Annotated in this window: 16 protein-coding genes; 9 read left to right on the top strand and 7 right to left on the bottom strand. The window is 60.4% G+C overall.

Features of this window, described 5'->3' with window-relative positions:
* Genes gspF through gspC form a run of 4 tightly spaced genes read right to left on the bottom strand, consistent with a single transcriptional unit; the run spans position 1 to position 5,541 of the window.
* Complete coding sequence (gene gspF, locus EDF75_RS19750; RefSeq protein ID WP_133600617.1) at positions 1–1,215, bottom strand: type II secretion system inner membrane protein GspF; 1,215 nt, start codon at positions 1,213–1,215, stop codon at positions 1–3.
* Positions 1,202–2,710 carry a type II secretion system ATPase GspE gene (gene gspE, locus EDF75_RS19745; RefSeq protein WP_133600616.1) on the bottom strand — a complete coding sequence of 503 codons (1,509 nt, stop codon included), beginning with the start codon at positions 2,708–2,710 and terminating at the stop codon, positions 1,202–1,204. The genes gspF and gspE overlap by 14 nt, the downstream gene beginning before the upstream one ends.
* Entirely contained in the window at positions 2,707–4,647 is a 1,941-nt protein-coding gene (gene pulD / locus EDF75_RS19740; protein WP_133600800.1) for a GspD family T2SS secretin variant PulD, read from the bottom strand. The genes gspE and pulD overlap by 4 nt, the downstream gene beginning before the upstream one ends.
* A gap of 42 nt (positions 4,648–4,689) precedes the next feature.
* Entirely contained in the window at positions 4,690–5,541 is an 852-nt protein-coding gene (gene gspC / locus EDF75_RS19735; protein ID WP_133600799.1) for a type II secretion system protein GspC, read from the bottom strand.
* A gap of 307 nt (positions 5,542–5,848) precedes the next feature.
* On the opposite strand from gspC, the gene pulA reads away from it, so the two are divergent.
* Positions 5,849–9,121 carry a pullulanase-type alpha-1,6-glucosidase gene (gene pulA, locus EDF75_RS19730; RefSeq protein ID WP_133600615.1) on the top strand — a complete coding sequence of 1,091 codons (3,273 nt, stop codon included), beginning with the start codon at positions 5,849–5,851 and terminating at the stop codon, positions 9,119–9,121.
* A 90-nt stretch (positions 9,122–9,211) separates the two neighbouring features.
* Positions 9,212–9,772: a type II secretion system assembly factor GspB gene (gene gspB / locus EDF75_RS19725; RefSeq protein WP_463671441.1), complete on the top strand. Its 561-nt coding sequence runs from the start codon at positions 9,212–9,214 to the stop codon at positions 9,770–9,772.
* Between the two features lie 41 nt (positions 9,773–9,813).
* Here the strand turns inward: gspB and gspS are convergent, their stop codons facing one another.
* Positions 9,814–10,188, bottom strand: coding sequence for a type II secretion system pilot lipoprotein GspS (gene gspS, locus EDF75_RS19720; protein ID WP_133600614.1), 375 nt, complete (start codon positions 10,186–10,188; stop codon positions 9,814–9,816).
* Positions 10,189–10,802: 614 nt separating this feature from the next.
* Between gspS and mrcB the strand changes: the two genes are divergently transcribed.
* The 5 genes from mrcB (at position 10,803) to fhuB (ending at position 19,602) form a co-directional block, all read left to right on the top strand.
* Positions 10,803–13,349, top strand: a complete 2,547-nt coding sequence (gene mrcB, locus EDF75_RS19710; RefSeq protein ID WP_133600612.1) for a bifunctional glycosyl transferase/transpeptidase — start codon at positions 10,803–10,805, stop codon at positions 13,347–13,349.
* Between the two features lie 286 nt (positions 13,350–13,635).
* On the top strand, positions 13,636–15,888 hold the full coding sequence (gene fhuA / locus EDF75_RS19705; RefSeq protein WP_133600611.1) for a ferrichrome porin FhuA: 2,253 nt from the start codon (positions 13,636–13,638) through the stop codon (positions 15,886–15,888).
* 47 nt (positions 15,889–15,935) lie between these two features.
* Positions 15,936–16,733: a Fe3+-hydroxamate ABC transporter ATP-binding protein FhuC gene (gene fhuC, locus EDF75_RS19700; RefSeq protein ID WP_133600610.1), complete on the top strand. Its 798-nt coding sequence runs from the start codon at positions 15,936–15,938 to the stop codon at positions 16,731–16,733.
* Positions 16,733–17,623, top strand: coding sequence for a Fe(3+)-hydroxamate ABC transporter substrate-binding protein FhuD (gene fhuD / locus EDF75_RS19695; protein WP_133600609.1), 891 nt, complete (start codon positions 16,733–16,735; stop codon positions 17,621–17,623). Before fhuC ends, fhuD begins: the two co-directional genes overlap by 1 nt.
* Positions 17,620–19,602 carry a Fe(3+)-hydroxamate ABC transporter permease FhuB gene (gene fhuB / locus EDF75_RS19690; protein ID WP_133600608.1) on the top strand — a complete coding sequence of 661 codons (1,983 nt, stop codon included), beginning with the start codon at positions 17,620–17,622 and terminating at the stop codon, positions 19,600–19,602. Before fhuD ends, fhuB begins: the two co-directional genes overlap by 4 nt.
* Before the next feature lie 62 nt (positions 19,603–19,664).
* On the opposite strand, the gene hemL is transcribed toward fhuB, so the two are convergent.
* Positions 19,665–20,945: a glutamate-1-semialdehyde 2,1-aminomutase gene (gene hemL / locus EDF75_RS19685; protein WP_133600607.1), complete on the bottom strand. Its 1,281-nt coding sequence runs from the start codon at positions 20,943–20,945 to the stop codon at positions 19,665–19,667.
* A 180-nt stretch (positions 20,946–21,125) separates the two neighbouring features.
* Here hemL and clcA point away from each other — a divergent pair, with 180 nt between their 5' ends.
* Positions 21,126–22,544, top strand: coding sequence for a H(+)/Cl(-) exchange transporter ClcA (gene clcA / locus EDF75_RS19680; RefSeq protein ID WP_133600606.1), 1,419 nt, complete (start codon positions 21,126–21,128; stop codon positions 22,542–22,544).
* An 82-nt stretch (positions 22,545–22,626) separates the two neighbouring features.
* Positions 22,627–22,971 carry an iron-sulfur cluster insertion protein ErpA gene (gene erpA, locus EDF75_RS19675; RefSeq protein WP_041144119.1) on the top strand — a complete coding sequence of 115 codons (345 nt, stop codon included), beginning with the start codon at positions 22,627–22,629 and terminating at the stop codon, positions 22,969–22,971.
* Positions 22,972–23,062: 91 nt separating this feature from the next.
* On the opposite strand, the gene EDF75_RS19670 is transcribed toward erpA, so the two are convergent.
* Positions 23,063–23,686, bottom strand: a complete 624-nt coding sequence (locus EDF75_RS19670) for a TRIC cation channel family protein (protein ID WP_041144120.1) — start codon at positions 23,684–23,686, stop codon at positions 23,063–23,065.
* Positions 23,687–23,688 lie beyond the last annotated feature (2 nt).

Genomic DNA, 23,688 nt, shown 5'->3' with positions numbered 1-23,688 from the left:
TCACATACTCATAAGAGTGTTGAGCTGCAGGATCGGCTGCAGAATGGCCAGCACGATAAACAGCACCATCCCGGCCATCGCCACCACCAGCAGCGGCTCAAACAGGCTGAGCGCCATCTGAATTTGCGCGCTCAGCTCGCGGTCCTGGTTATCGGCGGCGCGCTCGAGCATGCCGTTGAGCTCGCCGCTCTGTTCGCCGCTGGCAACCATGTAGCGCATCATCGGCGGGAAGAGGGCGGTGGCTTCGAGGGCGCGGTGCAGGCTGATCCCTTCGCGCACCGACTCGGCGGCGGTTTCCAGCTGGCGGCGCGCCCAGGTGTTGCTTAACACCTCCGCGCTGATGCGCATCGACGGCAGCAGCGGGACGGCGCTGGCGTTCAGAATGCTGAGGGTGCGGGCGTAGCGGGCGCTGTTGATGCTGCGGGCCACCCGGCCAATCAGCGGCAGGCGCAGCAGCTGTCTATGCCAGATGAGCCGCCGCGCGGGCTGGCGCAGGGCGTAATGCAGCAGCAGCCCACCCGCCAGCAGCGCCAGCAGTAGCCAGGGGCCGGCGCTGCGGACGATATCGCTCATGGTCATCAGCAGGCGGGTGGAAAACGGCAGGGCCTGCTTGAGATGAATAAACTGATCGACGACCTTCGGCACCACCGTGGAGAGCAGAATAGCGATCACGCTGATGGCGACCAGCGTCAGCACGATGGGGTAGATCATGGCCTGCAGCAGGCGGGCGCGAAGCTGCTGGCGCTGTTCGGTATAGTCCGCCAGCCGGTTAAGCACGCCGGCAAGGTGCCCGGAGGTTTCGCCCGCGGCGACCATCGCGCAGTACAGGCGGTCGAAGCAGGCCGGATAGCCGCGCATGGCCTCCGCCAGGGTATGACCTTCCAGCACCTTGCCGCGCACGCCGGCCATCAGGGTTTTCAGGTGCGCTTTTTCACACTGCTGCGCCACCGCGTCCAGCGCTTTTTCCAGCGGGATCGCGGCCGCCACCAGCGTCGCCAGCTGGCGGGTGAGGAGGGCGAGGTCGCCGGCGCCGGTGCGCCGCGTCAGCAGCGAATGCCCGCCGCCGCGCGCGCGGCCTTCAGCGGCGTCGACCTCAACGGGCAGCCAGCCCTTTTCCCGCAGCAGCTGGCGGGCGTGGCGGGCGGAGTCCGCCTGCTGTACGCCGCGCTGCGTCCTGCCGCGCTCATCGAGCGCCCGGTAGCTAAAAATGGCCATCCTGGTCCCCCTGCGCCGCATGCTGCTCGGTCACCCTGACCACCTCTTCCCAGCTGGTTATTCCACTCAGCACCTTCTCCAGTCCGGCGCGGCGGAGGGTGATATAGTCCGCCCCCAGCCGCTGGCCCAGCGTTAATTCGTTTTCTCCGCGGTGGATTGCCATCCGCACCCGATCGTCAACCCGCAGCAGCTCGTGGATCCCGGTACGCCCGCGATAGCCGGTGAAGCCGCACTCCGCGCAGCCTGCGGCGTGCCACAGGGTCGTACCGGCCGGGACGCCCATCCGTATCGCCGTTTCCTCATCCGCCTGCCCCGGACGACGGCAGTGTGGGCAGAGCCGGCGCACCAGGCGCTGCGACAGCACCGCCAGCAGCGAGGTTGACAGCAGAAAAGGCTCCACGCCCATATCCTGCAGGCGCGAAATTGCCCCCAGCGCGCTGTTGGTATGCAGCGTGGAGAGCACCAGGTGGCCGGTGAGGGAGGCCTGGACGGCAATCTGCGCCGTCTCGCCGTCGCGGATCTCGCCCACCAGCACCACGTCAGGGTCCTGGCGCAAAATGGCGCGCAGCCCGCGGGCAAAGGTCATCTCCACCCTGGGGTTGACCTGGGTCTGGCCGATCCCTTCCAGCTCGTATTCGACGGGGTCTTCGATGGTCATAATATTGCGCTCGCGAGCGTCCAGCCGGCTGAGGGCGGCGTACAGGGTGGTGCTTTTACCCGAACCGGTAGGGCCGGTGACCAGAATGATGCCGTGCGGGCGGGCCATCAGCTCATCGACCTGCTGCAGGAGCGCGGGCGGCATCCCGAGGGTCAGCAGGTCGAGGTTGACGCTGTTTTTATCCAGCAGGCGCAGCACCACGCGCTCGCCGTGGCCGGAGGGCAGCGTCGAGACGCGCACGTCAACGGCGCGCCCGCCGATGCGCAGCGCCATGCGGCCATCCTGCGGAATGCGCTTTTCCGCGATGTCGAGGTTGGCCATCACCTTAATGCGCGAAATCAGCAGGGCCGCAAGCCGACGCTGCGGGCGGAGGATCTCCCGCAGTACGCCATCGACGCGAAAGCGGATCTGCAGGTGGCGCTCGTAGGTTTCGATATGAATATCCGAGGCCTGCTCTTTGATAGCCTCCGTCAGCATGGCGTTGATCAGGCGGATAATCGGCGCATCGTCCTCGCTATCCAGCAGATCGTCGGTGTCGGGCAGCTCGTCGGCGAGGGTGTATAAATCCAGCTCGTTGCCGATGTCGGCCATCATGCGCCGGGCTTCCGCCGAATCGCGCTGGTAGCTGAGCACCAGCAGCTTCTCGAACTCGTCGGCGGCCAGCCGCTGGACCTCGATCGGCCTGCCCGCCACCCGGCGCGCCTCAAGCAGCGCCGCCGTAGGCGCCTCGGCGAGGCAGCGGACGGCGCAGGTCTCGCCGTCGCTCAGCAGGATAATGCCGTGGGCGCGGGCGTAGACGAAAGGCAGCAGCGGGCGGCTCTCCTCCAGCGGCGTCACGGCTGGCCTCCCAGGTTGAAGGCGTCGATGGCGGCGCCGATCCGGCGAAACGCGGCGGTATCCTGCTGGGGGTAGATATGCAGCAGGTCATCGTTCAGCGACGCTTCCGTGCCGTCTTTGCCGCGCTGTTTGGTTTGCGCGTCGTTAAAGGCGGTGTACTGACCCGAAGAGGCCTGCCGGTAGCCGTCGCGGTCGCGAATGATGGTCGGACGGATAAACAGCATCAGGTTGCGTTTGGAGACCTTTTTGCTGGTGGAGCGGAACAGGGCGCCAATCACCGGGATATCGCCGAGCAGCGGCACCTTATCGGCGGAGTCGGTGACGCTTTTGTCCAGCAGCCCGCCCACGACGACGGTTTCGCCGCTGCCAACCAGCACCGCGTTGTTCACCGTGCGGGTATTGAAGGTGGCGCCTAAATCCGAGCTGGTGCTGGAAGCGGAGTCGGCGACGCTGGAGACCTCCTGCTCGATCTCCAGCAGCACCGAGTCCCCTTCGTTAATCTGCGGCTTGACCTTCAGCTTGATGCCGACGGTTTTGCGTTCGACGGTATTGAAGATGTTATCGCCGGAGGTGGTCTGCGAGCCGCTGAGCACCGGCACCTCCTGGCCGACGTTAAAGGTCGCCTGCATGTTGTCGAGGGTGACGATGCTGGGGGTGGCGAGAATATCGTTTTTGCTGCTGCTGGAGAGGGCGGTGAGCAGCATCGCCCAGTTCCCCTGGTAGAACCCGGCGGCGATGCCGTTAAAGGAGCTCAGGGCGCTGGCGAGCGAGCTGGTGACCGTGCCGTCTTTGTTGTACTGGTTGGCGCCGGCAATGGCCGTTGAGATCGGCAGCCCGCTGTTGTTGAACTGGGTCATGCCGGCATTTTTATTGGCCCACTGCACGCCCAGATTGAGGCCGTCGGCGTCCTGAACCTCGGCAATAATGGCTTCAACCAGCACCTGCGGACGGCGAATATCCAGCTGGGCGATGACCCGCTCGAGGTCGTTCATGACGTCCGGGGCGGCGGTCACGATCAGCGCGTTGGTCTGGCCGTGGGCTTTGATGATGATGTTTTTATCCAGCGCCGCCACCGGCTTTGCGCTCTGCTTTTCGCTCTGCATGCTGCTGCTGATGCCGGTTAGCACCTCCACCAGATCGGCGGCTTTGGCATACTTGAGGTAGATAACCTTGGTGTTTCCCTGCACCGCCTGCTGGCGGTCGAGCTGGCGGATCATGGTGATGATGCGCTGGCGGGAGTTCGGTTCACCGCTCACCAGCACCGAATTGGTCCGCTCGTCGGCGACCACGTTCGCCACCATCGAACCGGGGAGCGCCGATTTGCTGGTGTCTTTGTTGAGCTCATTCACCAGCTTGACCACGTCGGCGGCGGAGGCCCAGGAGAGCGGGACCGTCACCACGCTGCGATCGCCGGCGTTATCAACCCGCTCGACGATGGTCAGCAGACGCTTAATCACCGCCGCGCGCCCGGTCATCAGCAGCACGTTGGACGGCTCGTAGTGCACCACGCTGCCGGCCCCGGCGTTGTCGTTGAGCTGTCGCAGCAGCGGCGCGAGGTCGCGAGCGGCAACGTTGGTTAGCGGTACCACGCGGGTCACCACCTCATCGCCCACGCCCGGGGAGGCGTCGCTGGCCACCGGCACCGCCGCGGTTTTGGCATCTTTTGAGCGCACCACCTTCAGCACGCCGTTATTCATATTGATAACCGCAAAGCCGTAGACGTCCAGCACGCTGAGGAAGAACTGATAATATTGTTCTTCATTGAGCATATCGTAGCTGCGAACGGTAATTGTGCCGCGTACGCTGGGGTCGATAATGACCGTCTTATTGAGGTTTTTGCTGACGGTATTAATAAATTCCTGAATATCCGTACCCTTGAAGCTGGCGGAGAATTCTTCCGCAGCGGCGGGTTTGAATAACAGCGCGCTGAATATCATCAGCAGCGTAAAAAGCAGGCGGAAAATTAGGGTGCTGCGCAATTATTCATCCCTCAAGGCTAAATAGATATCCTGCCGCTGGCCGTCGCGTTCGACGGTCAGCGTTATTTCGCTAAGCTCGGGGAGCTGTTTTAATGCTTGCTGAGCCTGCTGCCGATCGCGGAGATCGAGACCGTTCAGAGCGACCGCCAGATCGTTTTCCTGTAATCCGGCCTGGCGGAAAAGAGTGGGGTCTTTTCCCGGATTAAGTCGATATCCGCTGAGCTGCTCATTGACCATAATCGGGGAAATATTGAGATAGTTGAGAATATTTTGCGGCCGCTCGCGTACCTGCTTAACCCACTCTTTCGCCGGCGGCGTCGGAGCGGATTTCACCGCTGCGCCAGCGTCGTCAAAGAGCGGTATCGCTTCGTTCCTGCCGCGATAGTTAACGATCAGGCGATCGTTAAGAATGGCGACTATTTTGGCTTCGTTACCCGGAGTGCTGTCGCCAACGCCCAGGCTAACCTGTTGATTCCCTTTCGCTACGATGGCAATTGAACGTGCGGCATCGCTGCTGGCGAGCAGGCCGGTGATCCGCAGCTTGAGGGCGGAGAGTGGCGCCTCGGCCAGGCTTTTACCGTCGGCTGAACCGCCCGCTGGCGGCGGCGCTTTTTCCGCATTGCCAAATAGCGTAAACGGCGCTAATTCGTCAGGCCGAATAGCCGCCGGGGAAGGTAAAACCGCCGCGGCGTTAATCGTCATAGCCGCAGAGTCTACAGGGAATATAATTCGCCAGCTTAATTTGGCGAGCTGCTGAGCAATAGGTAATAACATGACGAACATCACAATATGAGGCGCGTTGTTAATTATCGTTTTATTTGTTAGTGTTAACCTCATCACAGAAAAAGGTATTTTAATTCTTTTTCTCATCCTGTTTTCCCCGGGGCGGTCGCGATCCCCTACCTGTATTGGTGGGTGGCTTTTTATATTTAAATCTTTTATTGCGAAATTCTCGGTGAGTCGCCGCAAAGCATAATGAGTTTCGCTATCCGGGTCGTCATTCCCTTTTTATTTTTACTCCCCCGGCCGCCTACGCCCCCCCATTAATTGCTAATGGATGATTGAATCGCTGAAAACAAAAATATCTAATTGCGGCGCTTTACAGATAAACATCTTTTCTTACCTTTCATAATTTATTAAGCATATTAGGGACTATCGAATGCTCAGATATACCTGTAATGCCCTATTCCTTGGCTCGTTGGTTTTACTTAGCGGCTGCGATAATAGTTCTTCATCTTCTTCCTCTGGCTCACCCGACACGCCCGATAATCAGGACGTCGTCGTTCGTTTACCCGATGTGGCGGTTCCCGGTGAAGCTGCCACGGCTTCCTCTCAGCAGGCGGTCATTCATCTGGTTGATATTGCTGGCATAACCGGCACGACACCCGCCGATTACAGCACCCGGAATCTCTATCTGTGGAATAACGAAACCTGCGACGCGCTAAGCGCCCCGGTGGCGGACTGGAATGATGTCAGCACCACGCCGAGCGGCAGCGATAAATACGGCCCGTACTGGGTGATTCCGCTCAATAAAGAGAGCGGCTGTATTAACGTCATCGTCAGAGACGGCACCAACAAGCTGATCGATAGCGATCTGCGCGTGTCGTTCGGTGACTTTACCGACCACACGGTCTCGGTTATCGCCGGCAGCAGCTCGCTGTATGATACCCGCGCGGATGCGTTTCGCGCCGCGTTTGGCGTGGCGCTTGCCGAGGCCCACTGGGTCGATAAGACCACTCTGCTGTGGCCGGGCGGTGAGGGCAAACCGATCGTTCGCCTGTACTACAGCCACAGCAGCAAAGTGGCCGCCGATAGCGAGGGCAAATTTACCGACCGCTATCTGAACCTGACTCCCACCACCGTCAGCCAGCAGGTGAGCATGCGCTTCCCGCAGCTCTCCAGCTACGCCGCGTTTAAGCTTCCGGATAATGCGCCGGTTGACGAGCTGCTGCAGGGCGAAACGGTGGCGATCGCCGCCGAGAAGGACGGCATTCTGATCTCCGCCACCCAGGTGCAGACGGCGGGCGTGCTGGACGACGTCTACGCGCCGCCGGCGGAGGCCCTCAGCTACGGGGCGCAGGTGAGCGATGGCGGGGTTAATTTCCGCCTGTGGGCGCCGACCGCGCAGCAGGTCGATCTGGTGCTGTATAGCGCCGATAAAAAGGTGCTTGCCAGCCATCCGATGACCCGCGACGCGGCCTCGGGCGCCTGGGCGTGGCAGGGCGGAAGCGATCTGAAGGGGGCCTTCTACCGCTATGCGCTGACGGTTTACCACCCGCAGTCGCGCAAGGTTGAACAGTACGAAGTGACCGACCCGTACGCCCATAGCCTCTCCACCAATTCGGAGTACAGCCAGGTTGTCGATCTGAACGATAGCGCGCTCAAGCCCGACGGCTGGGATAGCCTGGCGATGCCTCATGCGCAGAAAACCAAAGCCGATCTGGCGAAGATGACCATTCATGAATCGCATATTCGCGACCTTTCTGCCTGGGACAGCACCGTTCCGGCCGAGCTGCGCGGTAAGTATCTGGCGCTCACCGCTCAGGACAGCAATATGGTGCAGCACCTGAAAAAGCTCTCCGCCTCCGGGGTGACCCACGTTGAGCTGCTGCCGGTGTTCGATCTGGCGACGGTCAACGAGTTCAGCGATAAAGTTGCCGACATCCAGCAGCCGTTCAGCCACCTCTGCGAAGTCAACAGCGCGGTGAAGAGCAGCGAATTTGCCGCCTACTGCGCCAGCGGTTCGACGGTGGAAGAGGTGCTTAATCAGCTGAAGCAAAGCGATAGCCAGGATAACCCGCAGGTTCAGGCGCTGAATAGCCTGGTGGCGCAGACCGATTCCTACAACTGGGGCTACGATCCGTTCCACTACACGGTGCCGGAAGGCTCTTACGCCACTAACCCGGAAGGTACCGCGCGGATCAAAGAGTTCCGGACCATGATCCAGGCGATTAAGCAGGATCTGGGAATGAACGTGATCATGGACGTGGTGTACAACCACACCAACGCCGCCGGACCAACTGACCGGACTTCGGTGCTGGATAAAATCGTCCCCTGGTACTATCAGCGTCTGAACGAAACCACCGGAAGCGTGGAATCGGCGACCTGCTGCTCGGACTCCGCGCCGGAGCATCGGATGTTCGCCAAGCTTATCGCCGACTCGCTGGCGGTATGGACCACCGATTACAAAATTGACGGCTTCCGTTTCGACCTGATGGGCTATCACCCGAAAGCGCAGATCCTCTCGGCGTGGGAGCGGATGAAGAGCTTAAATCCGGATATCTACTTCTTCGGTGAAGGCTGGGACTCCGGGCAGAGCGACCGTTTTGAAATCGCTTCGCAGATCAATCTCAAAGGCAGCGGGATCGGGACCTTCTCCGATCGTCTGCGCGACTCGGTGCGCGGCGGCGGTCCGTTTGACTCCGGCGACGCGCTGCGTCAGAACCAGGGGATCGGCAGCGGCGCCGGCGTATTGCCTAACGAGCTCACCAGCCAGAACGAAGATACGGTGCGCCACCTTGCCGATCTGACGCGTCTGGGCATGGCCGGCAACCTTGCCGACTTTGTGATGATCGATAAAGACGGCGCGGTGAAAAAGGGCAGCGAGATCGACTACAACGGCGCGCCGGGGGGCTATGCGGCTGACCCGACGGAGGTTGTTAACTACGTGTCGAAGCACGATAACCAGACCCTGTGGGACATGATCAGCTACAAAGCCGCGCAGGAGGCCGACCTCAACACCCGCGTGCGGATGCAGGCGGTATCGCTGGCGACGGTGATGCTGGGCCAGGGGATCGCCTTCGATCAGCAGGGTTCGGAGCTGCTGCGTTCTAAATCCTTCACCCGCGACTCCTATGATTCCGGTGACTGGTTTAACCGCGTCGATTACGCCATGCAGGACAACAACTTTAACGTCGGGATGCCGCGCAGCAGCGATGACGGCAGCAATTACGATCTGATTTCCCGCGTTAAGGAGATGGTGGCGACGCCCGGTGAGCCGGAGCTGCAGCAGATGACCGCGTTCTACCAGGAGCTGACCCAGCTGCGCAAATCATCCCCGCTCTTCACCTTAGGTGACGGCAGCGCGGTGATGAAGCGCGTCGATTTCCGCAATACCGGCGCCGACTCGCTGGCTGGCCTGCTGATCATGACCATCGATGACGGCGTCCAGGCGGGCGCAAGCCTCGATGGCCGGGTGGATGGCCTGGTCGTGGCGATCAACGCGGCGCCTGAGAGCCGGACCCTCCATGATTTCAATGGTGAAAACCTGCAGCTGAGCGCCATTCAGCAGGCGGCGGGAGAGGGATCGCTGGCGAACGGCGTCGAGATCGCTGCCGATGGCGCGATTACGCTGCCGGTCTGGTCCGTCGCGGTGCTGGAAAAACCGCAGGGCGACGTGCAGGGGGCGGGCCTGCCGGTAAGCAGCAAATAAAGCATCTCTTTAGCTGACCTGCACTAACGGGGTCAGGCAGCCCGGCGCTCGGCGTCGGGCTGCGATTCTTTCGCTATCAGGAGAAAGGGTGTGATGATTCGCCATGATGAAGAGTGCCCGATGCCCGCAGTGAGCGTCCGGGACGCGGGATCGCCGGTGATGGTTGGTACAATGGTGCAGGTTCCCTGGCTTACCGTTCCGCTCTACGCCGCGCTATTTATCGCGCTGGGCTGGTTTGGCGGCGAGCAGTGGCGAAATGCGCCGGTCGCGCAAAAGCCGCTGGTGCCGGTGGCGCACGCGGCGCTGGTGCCGCTTAGCCAGCCAGCACCGCAGCAGGCGTCCTCCGCACCGGTATCCGCTCCGCACAGGCAAAAGGCGCAGGCCAGCGTCGAGGAGGAGAACCTGCAGGAGGAGGATTATTTACCGGCATTACGCTACAGCGCGCATATCTACGCCTCGAGTGAGGATAAGCGCACGATTGTTATCAACGGTCAAAGCTGGCAGGAGGGGCAATCGCCGCTGCCGAATCTGGTGATTGAGCAGATTCAGCAGGATTTAACCGTGTTTAGCTTTAAGGGCAATACGTTTACTCTGGCGGCGCTGGATGACTGGCCGGGAGGTATTATTGCGGATAGTCCACAGGGGCAATAAATTAGGCGCCAATAAAACGCAAAATAACCGGCCGCGACATTTTATTCGCGACCTAATCCGGCAATAAAGGGTGCCAGCTGGCGATTAAACTGACTGCATTTGGTTGTTTCCGGAGTGCTGTCCTGCTGCAGCTGTTGATACATCTGCGCGCTGCGCTGCGCCAGGGTTGCGTAATCGATATTTCCCCATCCTCTTTTTTTCCCGACATTCCACGCGGCCTGGGTGAGGGCTTCATCTGCGGGCAGATCGCTGCGATTGCATTTGTTCTTCAGGTAGCGGGCGCCTGCGGCCACCGACGAGAGCTGCTCAAGCTGCGCCTCGCTGCTGACGCCAGGGCTTAACGTTGAGGAGCGATTCTGCTGACAGCCTGAAAGCGCGGCGATCATGATAAGCGGAAATATAACGAAAGTTCGCATAATATTAAGCTGGAATGGTTAACTGAAGGCTAGTTTAACAAATATTTCCCCGCTGTCATCAGTAAATATTATTATATATAGTTAAGCGCCTCTCACTTTTATCCACGGATGGTTTAAGATTTATCTTTACTTACGAGAAAAATATTTATTGTCACAGTCCGAATATAATATTTCGTTCGGCGGGAAGCTTGCGTTTTTATCCGCAGCGCGGGGGCCGAAAAGCGTGAAGCGCACGGGGCGGCGGGGAGCATTTTTTATGTTATTAAAAAACATAATATTTTCTCTTTTGTTACGCTTTGACGGGGTAAAATGCTGGTTAAGCATATCCTGGTTTAGTGCTATCCTGTGTTCCCTGGACGATTAGTGCTATGTCCCAAAATTCTCTGCAGGTGAAGTATGTAAAGTGATGATTTATTTTATGATTTTTTTAACTAAACTCATGAGAATCGATCATAGCTGCGCCGTGAGACGCTGACCGCGTGAAGTACGGTCAATAGAAGGTCGCCTGCAGGAATAAGACCCCAAGGGCGTGAATTTGAGAGATATCTTCTTCCTCTGGCAGGGGGAAGCATTGAGAATCAGGCTTTTACGCCTGAAAGTTGCGGAGAAAAAGCATGGCGGGAGATGACCGCGAGCCTATCGGACGTAAGGGTAAACCCTCCCGTCCGGCAAAACAAAAAGTGACTCGTCGTCGGGTTCGGGACGAGGACTATGACGATGATTACGACGACGATTATGAGGACGAAGAGCCGATGCCGAAGAAAGCGAAAGGCAAAGGTAACAAGCCTCGGCGTAAACGTACCTGGCTGTGGCTGTTGATCAAGCTGGGTATCGTTGTCGCGGTGCTGGTTGCCGCCTATGGCGTCTACCTCGATCAGAAGATCCGCAGCCGCATTGACGGCAAGGTTTGGGAGCTTCCGGCAGCGGTGTATGGCCGGATGGTCAACCTTGAGCCCGATATGCAGGTCAGCAAAAACGAAATGGTGCGCCTGCTGAACGCCACGCAGTATCGTCAGGTGAGCGCGATGACGCGCCCGGGCGAATACACCGTGCAGGCCAACAGCATCGAGATGATTCGCCGTCCGTTTGATTTCCCGGACAGTAAAGAAGGGCAGGTGCGCGCGCGTCTGACCTTTGATGGCGATCGTCTGGAAACGATCGAGAACATGGAGAATAACCGCCAGTTTGGCTTCTTCCGCCTCGATCCGCGGCTGATCACCATGCTGCAGTCGGCCAACGGCGAGCAGCGCCTGTTCGTGAAGCGCAGCGGCTTCCCGGATCTGCTGGTTGATACCCTGCTGGCGACCGAAGACCGCCACTTCTACGAGCATGACGGCATCAGCCTGTACTCGATCGGTCGTGCGGTGCTGGCCAACCTGACGGCGGGGCGCACGGTGCAGGGCGCCAGTACCCTGACCCAGCAGCTGGTGAAAAACCTGTTCCTCTCCAGCGAGCGCTCCTACTGGCGTAAGGCCAACGAAGCCTATATGGCGCTGATCGTTGACGCCCGTTACAGCAAGGATCGGATCCTCGAGCTGTATATGAACGAGGTCTACCTCGGCCAGAGCGGCGATAACGAAATTCGCGGCTTCCCGCTGGCCAGCCTTTACTACTTTGGCCGTCCGGTGGAAGAGCTGAGCCTTGACCAGCAGGCTCTGCTGGTGGGGATGGTAAAAGGCGCATCGATTTACAACCCGTGGCGTAATCCGAAGCTGTCGCTTGAGCGTCGTAACCTGGTTCTGCGCCTGCTGCAGCAGCAGAACGTTATCGACCAGGAGCTGTACGACATGCTGAGCGCCCGTCCTCTGGGCGTGCAGCCGCGCGGCGGCGTCATTTCTCCGCAGCCGGCGTTTATGCAGATGGTGCGTCAGGAGCTGCAGGCGAAGCTGGGCGATAAGGTGAAAGATCTCTCCGGCGTGAAGATCTTTACGACCTTCGATTCCGTTGCCCAGGACGCGGCGGAAAAGGCGGCCACCGAAGGGATCCCGGTGCTGAAGAAGCAGCGTAAGCTGGCGGATCTGGAAACCGCAATGGTGGTGGTTGACCGCTATACCGGCGAGGTGCGGGCCATGGTCGGCGGCGCGGAGCCGCAGTTTGCGGGCTATAACCGCGCGATGCAGGCCCGCCGTTCGATTGGTTCTCTGGCCAAGCCGGCGACCTATCTGACCGCGTTAAGCCAGCCGAACCAGTACCGCCTGAATACCGCCATTGCCGATGCGCCGGTGACGATTCGTCTCTCCAACGGCCAGACCTGGTCCCCGCAGAACGACGATCGTCGCTTTAGCGGCCAGGTTATGCTGGTTGACGCGCTGACGCGTTCGATGAACGTGCCGACGGTCAACCTCGGGATGGCGCTGGGCCTGCCGGCGGTGATCGATACCTGGGTTAAACTGGGGGCGCCGAAAGACCAGCTCAGCCCGGTCCCGGCGATGATCCTGGGGGCGCTGAACCTGACGCCGATTGAAGTGGCGCAGGCGTTCCAGACCATCGCCAGCGGCGGTAACCGCGCTACGCTGTCGGCGCTGCGTTCGGTGATCGCCGAAGATGGCACCGTTCTGTATCAGAGCTATCCGCAGGCGGAGCGGGCGGTTCCTGCGCAGGCCGCGTACATGACGCTGTGGACCATGCAGCAGGTTGTGCAGCGCGGCACCGGTCGCCAGCTTGGGGCGAAATATCCGGGCCTGCATCTGGCAGGGAAAACCGGGACCACCAACAACAACGTCGATACGTGGTTCGCCGGTATTGACGGAAGCCAGGTGACGATTACCTGGGTGGGTCGCGATAACAACCAGCCGACGAAGCTGTACGGTGCCAGCGGCGCGATGTCGATTTATCAGCGCTATCTGGCTAACCAGACGCCAACGCCGCTGGTGCTGACGGCGCCGGAAGACGTGGTGGATATGGGCGTCGACGGCAGCGGTAACTTCGTCTGCAGCGGCGGAGTGCGTACGCTGCCGGTATGGACCACCGCGCCGGATGCGCTCTGTCGCCAGGGCGAGCAGATGCAGCAGCAGCAGCTGGAGCAGCAGCAGCAGAACAATCCGTTTAATCAGTCCGGCCAGCAGCCTCAGCAGCAGCAGCCGGCGACCCAGCAGCCGCCGAAGCAGGAAAAAAGCGACGGCGTAGCGGGCTGGATTAAGGATATGTTCGGCAGTAACTAACGACCCGCCAGCTTCTGCAGGCCGCCTCGCTGCGGCCTGCAAGCAGTGCGAATAGGTTGTTACAACATTAGCCCTTTGATACTTCAGTATTAGAGGGCTTTTTCATTTCTGTAGATTACTTAACAGTCACTTAACCCCACAATTACCGTCTGGTTATTTATTCAGCCTTTAGCATCTCAGCAGGGGCATATCGCTTGCCTTGCATTTCGCGTTTCGCCTATTATGTCAGCCGTCATAATAATAATTCTCGTTTACGTTATCATTCACCTTTATCAGAGATCTACCAATGGCGCGTCTAAAAACTGCTCAGCCAAATCACTCGCTGCGTAAAATCGCAGTCGTAGTAGCCACGGCGGTTAGCGGCATGTCTGTCTATGCACAGGCGGCAGTTGAACCGAAAAAAGAAGAAACCATTACCGTTACCGCAGCGGCTGCCCCGCTGGAGAGCGCCTGGGGTCCGGCAGCGACTATCGCCGCCAGACAGTCCGCCACGGCGACCAAAACGGATACGCCTATTCAAAAGGTTCCACAGTCTATTTCCGTGGTGACCGCCGAGGAGATGGCGCTGCATCAGCCGAAATCGGTTAAAGAAGCGCTGAGCTACACTCCGGGCGTTGCCGTCGGGACTCGTGGCGCGTCTAACACCTACGACTACCTGATTATCCGCGGTTTCGCTGCCGACGGCCAAAGTCAGAATAACTATCTGAATGGCCTGAAGATGCAGGGCAACTTCTACAATGACGCGGTGGTCGATCCCTATATGCTGGAGCGCGCGGAACTGATGCGCGGTCCGATTTCCGTTCTCTACGGAAAGAGCAACCCGGGCGGCCTGCTTAATATGGTCAGCAAGCGTCCGACGACGGAGCCGCTGAAAGAGATTCAGTTCAAAATGGGCACCGACAGCCTGTTCCAGACTGGCTTTGACTTCAGCGATTCGCTGGATGATGACGGCGTTTACTCTTATCGCTTAACCGGTCTGGCGCGTTCAGCTAACGCCCAGCAGAAGGGGGCTGAGGAACAGCGTTACGCTATTGCTCCAGCTTTCACCTGGCGTCCGGATGACAAAACCAACTTTACGTTCCTGTCCTACTTCCAGAATGAGCCGGAGACGGGCTACTACGGCTGGCTGCCGAAGGAGGGGACGGTGACGCCGTTGCCGAACGGCAAACGTCTCTCTACCGATTTCAATGAAGGCGCTAACAACAATACCTATTCTCGTAACGAGAAAATGGTTGGCTACAGCTTCGACCACGCATTCAACGATACCTTTACCGTGCGTCAGAACCTGCGTTACGCGCAAAATAAAGTCTCGCAGAACAGCGTCTACGGCTACGGCATGTGCTCCGATCCGCTCTACTCGAGCAACCCGAGCACCAGCCCTTGCGCCAGCGTCGCGCCATCTGAATGGGGCCACTATCTGACCCGTCAGTACGTTATCGATAATGAGAAATTACAGAACTTCTCCGTCGATACTCAGCTGCAAAGCAAGTTTGATACGGGTTCCGTAGAGCATACGCTGCTGACCGGCGTTGATTTCATGCGCATGCGTAACGATATCGACTCCTGGTTTGGCTATGCCGGTTCCGTTCCGCCGTCCGACATCTATAACCTCGACCGCGGCGACTTTGACTTTGGTTCGCACCCTGGCCCGTCCGGCGCCTACCAGGTGCTGAACAAACAGAAACAAACCGGCCTGTACGCGCAGGATCAGATGCAGTGGGACAAAGTGCTGGTGACTCTGGGCGGCCGTTACGATTGGGCTAAACAGGACTCCCTGAACCGCGTTTCCTCCACCCAGGACTCCAGAAATGATAAAGAGTTTACCTGGCGTGGCGGCGTTAACTATCTGTTCGATAATGGCGTAACGCCTTATTTCAGCTATAGCGAATCGTTTGAACCGGCTTCGCAAACGGGCGCAAGCGGCAATATTTTCGCCCCGTCTAAGGGTAAGCAGTACGAAGCTGGCGTGAAATATGTACCGAGCGATCGTCCGATCGTGGTTACCGGTGCCGTCTATCAGTTGACCAAAACCAACAACCTGATGGCCGATCCTGCGGGTTCGTTCTTCTCGGTTGAAGGGGGTGAGATTCGTTCACGCGGCGTCGAAATCGAAGCGAAAGCGGCGCTCTCTGCGAGCGTTAACGTGGTCGGTTCGTATACCTACACCGACGCGCAATACACCACGGATACCAACTACAAAGGCAATACGCCGGCACAGGTGCCAAAACATATGGCGGCGCTGTGGGGCGATTACACCATCTTTGACGGCCCGCTGTCCGGTCTGACTCTGGGTACCGGCGGTCGTTTCACCGGCTCCAGCTATGGCGATCCGGCGAACTCCTTCAAGGTGGGTAGCTACACGGTAGTGGATGCGTTAGTTCGTTACGATCTGGCTCGCGTCGGTATGGCGGGTTCCAACGTAGCGCTTCATGTGAACAACCTGTTTGACCGTGAATACGTCGCAAGCTGCTTTAACACCTATGGCTGCTTCTGGGGCGCAGAGCGTCAGGTCGTTGCCACAGCAACCTTCCGTTTCTAATCACTCACCGGGCGCGGTTCGCCGCGCCGTTAAACAAGTTGGCCGCTATGCAGGAAAACACTCCGCAATCCGATACCACGTTTTCGTTGAATCGCGTGACCTTTCGCGTACCTGGTCGTACGCTGCTGCATCCGCTTTCGTTAACCTTCCCGGCAGGAAAAGTGACCGGCCTGATTGGTCATAACGGCTCCGGCAAATCGACGCTGTTGAAAATGCTCGGTCGCCATCAGCCGCCGTCAGACGGCGAGGTGCTGCTCGACGGTCAGCCTCTCGATAGCTGGAGCAGCAAGGCATTTGCCCGCAAGGTGGCCTATCTGCCGCAGCAGCTGCCCGCGGCGGAGGGGATGACGGTGCGCGAGCTGGTGGCGATTGGACGCTATCCGTGGCACGGGGCGCTGGGGCGCTTTGGCGCGACCGATCGGCAGAAGGTCGAGGAGGCCATTGCGCTGGTCGGGCTGAAACCGTTGGCGCATCGGCTGGTTGATAGCCTCTCCGGCGGCGAGCGCCAGCGCGCGTGGATTGCCATGCTGGTGGCCCAGGACAGCCGCTGTCTGCTGCTGGATGAGCCCACCTCGGCGCTGGATATCGCCCACCAGGTTGACGTGCTGGCGCTGGTGCATCGCCTGAGCCAGCAGCGCGGCCTGACGGTGATTGCCGTGCTGCACGATATCAATATGGCGGCCCGCTACTGCGACTATCTGGTGGCCCTTCGCGGCGGCGAGATGATTGCTCAGGGCACGTCGACTGAGCTGATGCGTAGCGAAACGCTGGAACAAATTTACGGTATCCCGATGGGAATTCTGCCGCATCCGGCGGGCAGTGCGCCGGTAAGCTTCGTCTATTAATGGATAAAAATAACGTGATCACCCGTCGGCGTTTACTGACGGCGATGGCGCTATCGCCGCTGCTGTGGCAGATGTGCGGCGCGCGGGCGGCGACCGTCGATCCGCAGCGCATCGTGGCGCTGGAGTGGCTGCCGGTAGAGCTTCTGCTGGCGCTGGGCGTCGTGCCGTACGGCGTCGCCGATATCCCGAACTATCGCCTGTGGGTGAATGAACCGGCGCTGCCGGACTCGGTCATTGACGTCGGGCTGCGCACGGAACCCAATCTTGAACTGCTGACGCAGATGAACCCTTCATATATCGTCTGGTCGGCAGGCTACGGCCCGTCGTCAGAGAAGCTGGCGCGTATTGCGCCGGGGCGCGGATTTACCTTCAGCGACGGTAAGCGGCCGCTGATGATGGCGCAGCAGTCGCTCAACGAGATGGCCGAGCTTATCGGCAAGCAGCAGGCCGCGAAGCGCCATCTGGCTGAGTTCGACGCGCTGATGGACGAACTGCGCCCGCGCTTCGCCCGCCGCGGCAATCGGCCGCTGCTGATGATTAGCCTGCTCGACCCGCGCCACGTCCTGGTTTTCGGTGATAACTGCCTGTTTCAGGAAATCCTTGAGCGCTTTGGTATCAAAAACGCCTGGCGCGGGGAGAGCACCTTCTGGGGCAGCGTGACCGTCGGCATCGACCGGCTGGCGGCCTATAAGGATGTAGACGTGATCTGCTTCGACCACGGCAACGATAGCGAAATGGCGCAGCTGATGCGCTCCCCGCTGTGGCGGGCGATGCCGTTTGTCCGCGAAGGGCGCTTCCAGCGCGTTCCGGCGGTGTGGTTTTACGGCGCCACGCTCTCGGCGATGCACTTTGCCCGCGTGCTGGCGGAAGCGCAGGGAGGCCCGGCGTGAGATCGCGAATTTCTCCCCTGGCGGCCCTGCTGCTGGCCATACTGCTGATTGCCGCCTTCGCGCTCAGCCTTTTCAATCTCAGGATCGCGCTGCCGCAGAACGAGTGGCGTCAGGCGCTGTGGCAGCCGGATATCGATAATATCGCCCAGATGCTGTTTCACTACAGCCTGCTGCCGAGGCTGGCGGTGTCGCTGCTGGTGGGAGCGGGCCTGGGGCTGGTCGGCGTCCTGTTCCAGCAGGTGCTGCGCAACCCGCTGGCGGAGCCGACGACCCTTGGCGTCGCCACCGGCGCCCAGCTGGGGATGACGGTTACCGCGCTGTGGGCGATCCCCGGCGTGCTGGCCTCGCAGTTTGCCGCCCTGGCGGGCGCGTGCCTGGTCGGCGCGCTGGTGTTTGGCGTCTCCTGGGGCAAACGACTCTCGCCGGTGACCCTGATCCTCGCCGGCCTGGTGGTCAGCCTTTACTGCGGGGCGCTCAATCAGCTGATGGTCATTTTCCACCACGACCAGCTGCAGAGCATGTTCCTGTGGAGCACCGGCACCCTGACGCAAACCGACTGGAGCGTGGCGCAGCGGCTGTGGCCGCAGCTGCTCGGCGGCGCGATGCTCACGCTGCTGCTGCTGCGGCCTCTCACCCTGATGGGGCTGGACGACGGCGTGGCGCGCAACCTCGGCCTGGCGCTCTCCCTGGCGCGCCTCGGGGCGCTCTCTCTGGCGATTGTTCTCAGCGCGATGCTGGTGAATGCGGTGGGGATTATCGGCTTTATCGGCCTGTTTGCCCCGCTGCTGGCAAAAATGCTCGGCGCCCGTCGCCTGCTCTCGCGCCTGCTGCTGGCGGCGCTGATTGGCGCGCTGATCCTCTGGCTCTCCGATCAAATCATTCTGTGGCTTGCCCGCGTCTGGATGGAGGTGTCAACCGGATCGGTGACCGCGCTGGTCGGCGCGCCGCTGCTGCTGTGGCTGCTGCCGCGCCTGCGCAGTATTAGCGCCCCGGTGATGAATGCCGGCGATAAGGTGCTGGCGGAGCGGCAGAACGTGCTGTGGTTCGCCCTCGGCGGGCTGGTAATTCTGCTGCTGGCGGTGATTGCGGCGCTGGCCTTTGGCCGCGATGCGCAGAGCTGGCACTGGGCCAGCGGTACGCTGCTGGATCAGCTGATGCCGTGGCGCTGGCCGCGGATCCTGGCGGCCCTGTTTGCCGGGGTGATGCTGGCGGTGGCGGGCTGCATTATTCAGCGCCTGACCGGTAACCCGATGGCCAGCCCGGAAGTGTTGGGGATCAGCTCCGGCGCGGCGTTTGGCGTGGTCGTGATGCTGTTCTTTGTCCCCGGCAACGCCTTTGGCTGGCTGCTGCCAGCCGGCAGCCTCGGCGCGGCGGCGACGCTGCTGGTGATCCTGATTGCCGCCGGTCGCGGCGGCTTTTCGCCGCACCGGATGCTGCTGGCGGGCATGGCGTTGAGCACCGCTTTCACCATGCTGCTGATGATGCTGCAGGCCAGCGGCGATCCGCGGATGGCGCAGATTCTGACGTGGATCTCCGGCTCAACCTACGGCGCGACGCCGCAGATGGTGGCGTACAGCGGCTGTGCGATGCTGGTGCTGTTGGCCCTGGCGCCGCTGTGCCGCCGCTGGCTGACGATCCTGCCGCTCGGCGGCGAGGCGGCGCGTGCGGTCGGGGTTGCGCTGACGCCGTCGCGCATCGGCCTGCTGCTGCTGGCCGCCTGCCTGACGGCCACGGCAACGCTGACCATCGGTCCGCTAAGCTTTGTCGGTCTGATGGCGCCGCATATTGCGCGCATGATGGGGTTCCGCCGCACGATACCGCATATGGTGATGTCCGGGCTGATTGGCGGCCTGCTGCTGGTGTTTGCCGACTGGTGCGGGCGGATGATCATGTTCCCGTATCAGATCCCGGCAGGGCTGCTGTCGACCTTTATCGGCGCGCCGTACTTTATCTATTTGCTGAGGAAGCAGAGCCGCTAGCTTATCGCGGCGATGGGCCGTTATTCCGGGCGAGGCGTGATGCCCGCCCGGGAGCGCGTGGGCTACAGTTTGGCGAACGCGCGGCGCGCGGCGGCGATGGTATCGTTGATATCGTCTTCGCCGTGGGCAACGGACATAAATCCGGCTTCAAACGCCGAAGGCGCCAGATACACGCCCTCTTCCAGCATCAGGTGGAAGAAGCGCTTGAAGCGCTCAACGTCGCACTTCACCACGTCCTGATAGCAGGTGACGCTTTCGGCGTCGGTGAAGAAGATACCGAACATGCCGCCAACGTTATTCACCACCAGCGGAATACCCGCGTCGCGCGCGGCGTCCAGCAGCCCCTGGGCCAGCTGGTTGGTTAAATCCGTCAGCGTCTCGTGAACTCCCGGCTGCGCCACTTCGGTTAAGCAGGCGAAGCCCGCCGCCATGGCGATCGGGTTGCCGGACAGGGTGCCCGCCTGATAGACCGGGCCGGTCGGCGCCAGCGCATCCATCACCTCGCGACGGCCGCCGAAGGCGCCTACCGGCATGCCGCCGCCGATGATTTTGCCCAGGCAGGTCAGGTCAGGGACCACATCGTAGTAAGACTGGGCGCCGGCGAGGGCAACGCGGAAGCCGGTCATCACTTCGTCAATAATCAGCAGGGCGCCAAATTCGTCGCACAGCGCGCGCAGGCCCGGCAGGAACTCCGGCTGCGGCGGGATGCAGTTCATATTGCCGGCTACCGGTTCAACGATAATGCAGGCAACGTCGTGCGGATACAGCTCGAACGCCGCGCGGACCGACGCCAGGTCGTTATAGGTGCAGGTCAGGGTGTGTTTGGCGAAATCGGCCGGTACGCCCGGGGAGTTCGGCTGGCCGAGGGTCAGGGCGCCGGAGCCCGCTTTGACCAGCAGGCAGTCGGCGTGACCGTGGTAGCAGCCTTCAAATTTGATGATTTTGTCACGGCCGGTAAAACCACGCGCCAGGCGAATGGCGCTCATGGTAGCCTCGGTGCCGGAGTTAACCATCCGCACCATATCCATCGTCGGCACCAGCTCCGTCACCAGCGCCGCCATTTTCACTTCCATTTCCGTCGGTGCGCCGAAGCTCAGGCCGCGCTGCGCCGCTTCAATGACCGCATTACGAATGGCCGGATGGTTGTGACCGAGCACCATCGGGCCCCAGGAACCGACATAATCGATATAGGCTTTACCGTCGACGTCGTACAGATAGGCGCCGTCCGCACGTTCGATAAACAGCGGCGTGCCGCCAACGCCGCTAAAGGCTCGTACCGGCGAGTTAACGCCGCCGGGGATAAGCTCACGCGCGGCGCTATAGAGAGTTTCAGATTTGCTCATTGCTTGGTTCCTGATTCGTGAAAAATGTTTTGCCGGTTATTCTAAGTTATTCCAGGATAGTTATGAAAGTTTTGCCCAATTGAAACAAAGCGCCAGCGGTGAATTTTTTCCGCGACGGGGGGCGTTCTGGCAGTTAAAATGCCCGCTGTACTATTTGTATGACTATTAACCGACGAGAGTATGAAAGCACAAGCCTCCTCTTTTGAAGCAAAACAAATCGTGCGCCTGCGTCGCGGCGACGTCGTTCGCCGCCTGGTTCAGCGGGATAAAACGCCGCTGGCGGTGCTGTTAATGGCCGCCGTCGTCGGAACCCTGGCCGGGCTGGTGGGCGTCGCTTTTGAAAAAAGCGTCAACTGGGTGCAGAACCAGCGCATCGAAACCCTGGTGCAGGTGGCGGACTACCGTTTCCTGGTCTGGCCGCTGGCCTTTATCACCTCCGCGCTGCTGGCGATGGTCGGCTACTTTCTGGTGCGTCGCTTTGCGCCTGAGGCGGGCGGCTCGGGGATCCCGGAAATCGAAGGGGCGCTGGAAGAGCTGCGGCCGGTTCGCTGGTGGCGGGTGCTGCCGGTGAAGTTTATCGGCGGGATGGGAACCCTGGGCGCCGGCATGGTGCTGGGCCGGGAAGGGCCGATGGTGCAGCTCGGCGGGAATCTTGGGCGCATGGTGGTGGACGTATTCCGCATGCGCAGCCCCGAAGCGCGCCATACGCTGCTGGCAACCGGCGCCGCTGCGGGCCTCTCCGCCGCGTTCAACGCGCCGCTGGCGGGGATCCTGTTTATTATTGAAGAGATGCGCCCGCAGTTCCGCTACAACCTGATCTCTATTAAGGCCGTATTTACCGGCGTGATTATGTCGAGCATCGTATTTCGCATCTTTAACGGGGAAGGGGCGATTATCGAGGTCGGTAGGCTGAGCAATGCGCCGGTCAACACCCTGTGGCTGTATCTGATTCTGGGGATGATTTTCGGCGCGATTGGCCCGTTGTTTAACACCCTGGTGCTGCGTACCCAGGATATGTTCCTGCGTCTTCACGGCGGCGATCTCAAAAAGTGGGTGCTGATTGGCGGCCTGATCGGCGGCAGCTGCGGTATTCTCGGGCTGATCCAGCCTGCGGCTGCCGGGGGTGGATTTAACCTCATTCCGATTGCCGCGGCGGGTAACTTCTCCGTTGGCCTGCTGCTGTTTATTTTTATCGCCAGGGTGATAACCACGCTGCTGTGCTTCTCCTCCGGCGCGCCCGGCGGGATTTTTGCGCCGATGCTGGCGCTGGGAACCCTGCTGGGCACGGCGTTCGGTATGGCGGCGACGCCGCTGTTTCCGGGCTATCATCTCGATCCGGGCACCTTTGCCATCGCCGGAATGGGCGCGCTGCTCGCCGCCTCGGTGCGCGCGCCGCTGACCGGAATTGTGCTGGTGCTGGAGATGACCGATAACTATCAGCTCATTTTGCCAATGATTATTACCTGCCTCGGCGCAACACTACTGGCTCAATTTCTGGGGGGTAAACCCTTGTATTCAACTATCCTTGAAAGAACGCTGGCGAAACAGGCCGCTGAACAGGAGGCAAAAGCGCGTGCGGTTGCTGGGGAGAATACTTGAACGATTTACCAGGGTATTAGATAATGGCTCAAAAGGTCCGGTTATTCTTTAAGCGGATCGGCAGTATTAATGGGAGCATAAAATGAGTGATGATGTCGTGTTGCCGCTGGAGTTTACCGAAGCCGCAGCCAAAAAAGTAAAATTCCTGATTTCTGATGAAGACAACCCGAACCTGAAGCTGCGCGTTTATATCACCGGCGGCGGCTGCAGCGGTTTCCAGTACGGCTTCACCTTCGACGATCAGGTTAACGAAGGGGATATGACCATCGAGAAACAGGGCGTTGGCCTGGTGGTTGACCCAATGAGCCTGCAGTATCTGGTCGGCGGCGCCGTCGATTACACCGAAGGCCTCGAAGGTTCACGTTTTATCGTGACCAACCCGAATGCGAAAAGCACCTGCGGCTGCGGATCTTCGTTTAGCGTTTGATTCGATCCCGCCGAAGTGGGGCCCATGGACGGGCCGCGCAGCCGGCACCTCTTCCCCGACTGCGGCCAGCTTACGCCGCAAAGCCCGCGCTCTAACGCCCGTTATCATCCAGCGCAAACGTCGGCAGCTTCAGGTGCCAGCGGATTGCCGCCAGCCGAATGACCAGCGTCACGGCCATCCCCATCATCGCCGAGTTTTGCAGCGACACGTGAAACGTATCGTAGGCCGTTGCGTGCACGATACCGCCGACAATGCAGGCCGTGGCATAGATTTCGGTACGTAAAATCATCGGGATTTCACGCGCCAGCACGTCGCGAATAATGCCGCCGCCGACGCCGGTCACCACCCCCATGCAGACCGCGACCAGCGGGCCGCTGTGGGCAATAAAGGCCTTATTGACGCCGATGCCGACAAATACCGCCAGGCCGACGGCGTCGAGCACCGGCAGTATCCATTTCGGCAGCCGGCGCGGCTGGCGTACCAGCAGGATAGTCAGCATGCTGGTCACCATGGCCACCACCAGGTCCGTTGGGTCTTTAACCCAGAACACCGGGCCGTTGGCGAGCGCCATATCGCGGATCGTCCCGCCGCCCACGGCGGTCACCACTCCCAGCACCAGCACGCCGAAAGGGTCCATCCGCAGTTTGCCGGCCAGCAACACGCCGGAGATCGCAAATACGGCGGTGCCAATAATATCCAGCCAATAGACAAGCATCG

Source organism: Klebsiella sp. BIGb0149 (genome assembly GCF_004362605.1).
Lineage (GTDB): Bacteria > Pseudomonadota > Gammaproteobacteria > Enterobacterales > Enterobacteriaceae > Klebsiella > Klebsiella terrigena.
The sequence above is the reverse complement of the archived record's forward strand: the minus strand, read 5'-3'. Positions and strand labels throughout refer to the sequence as shown.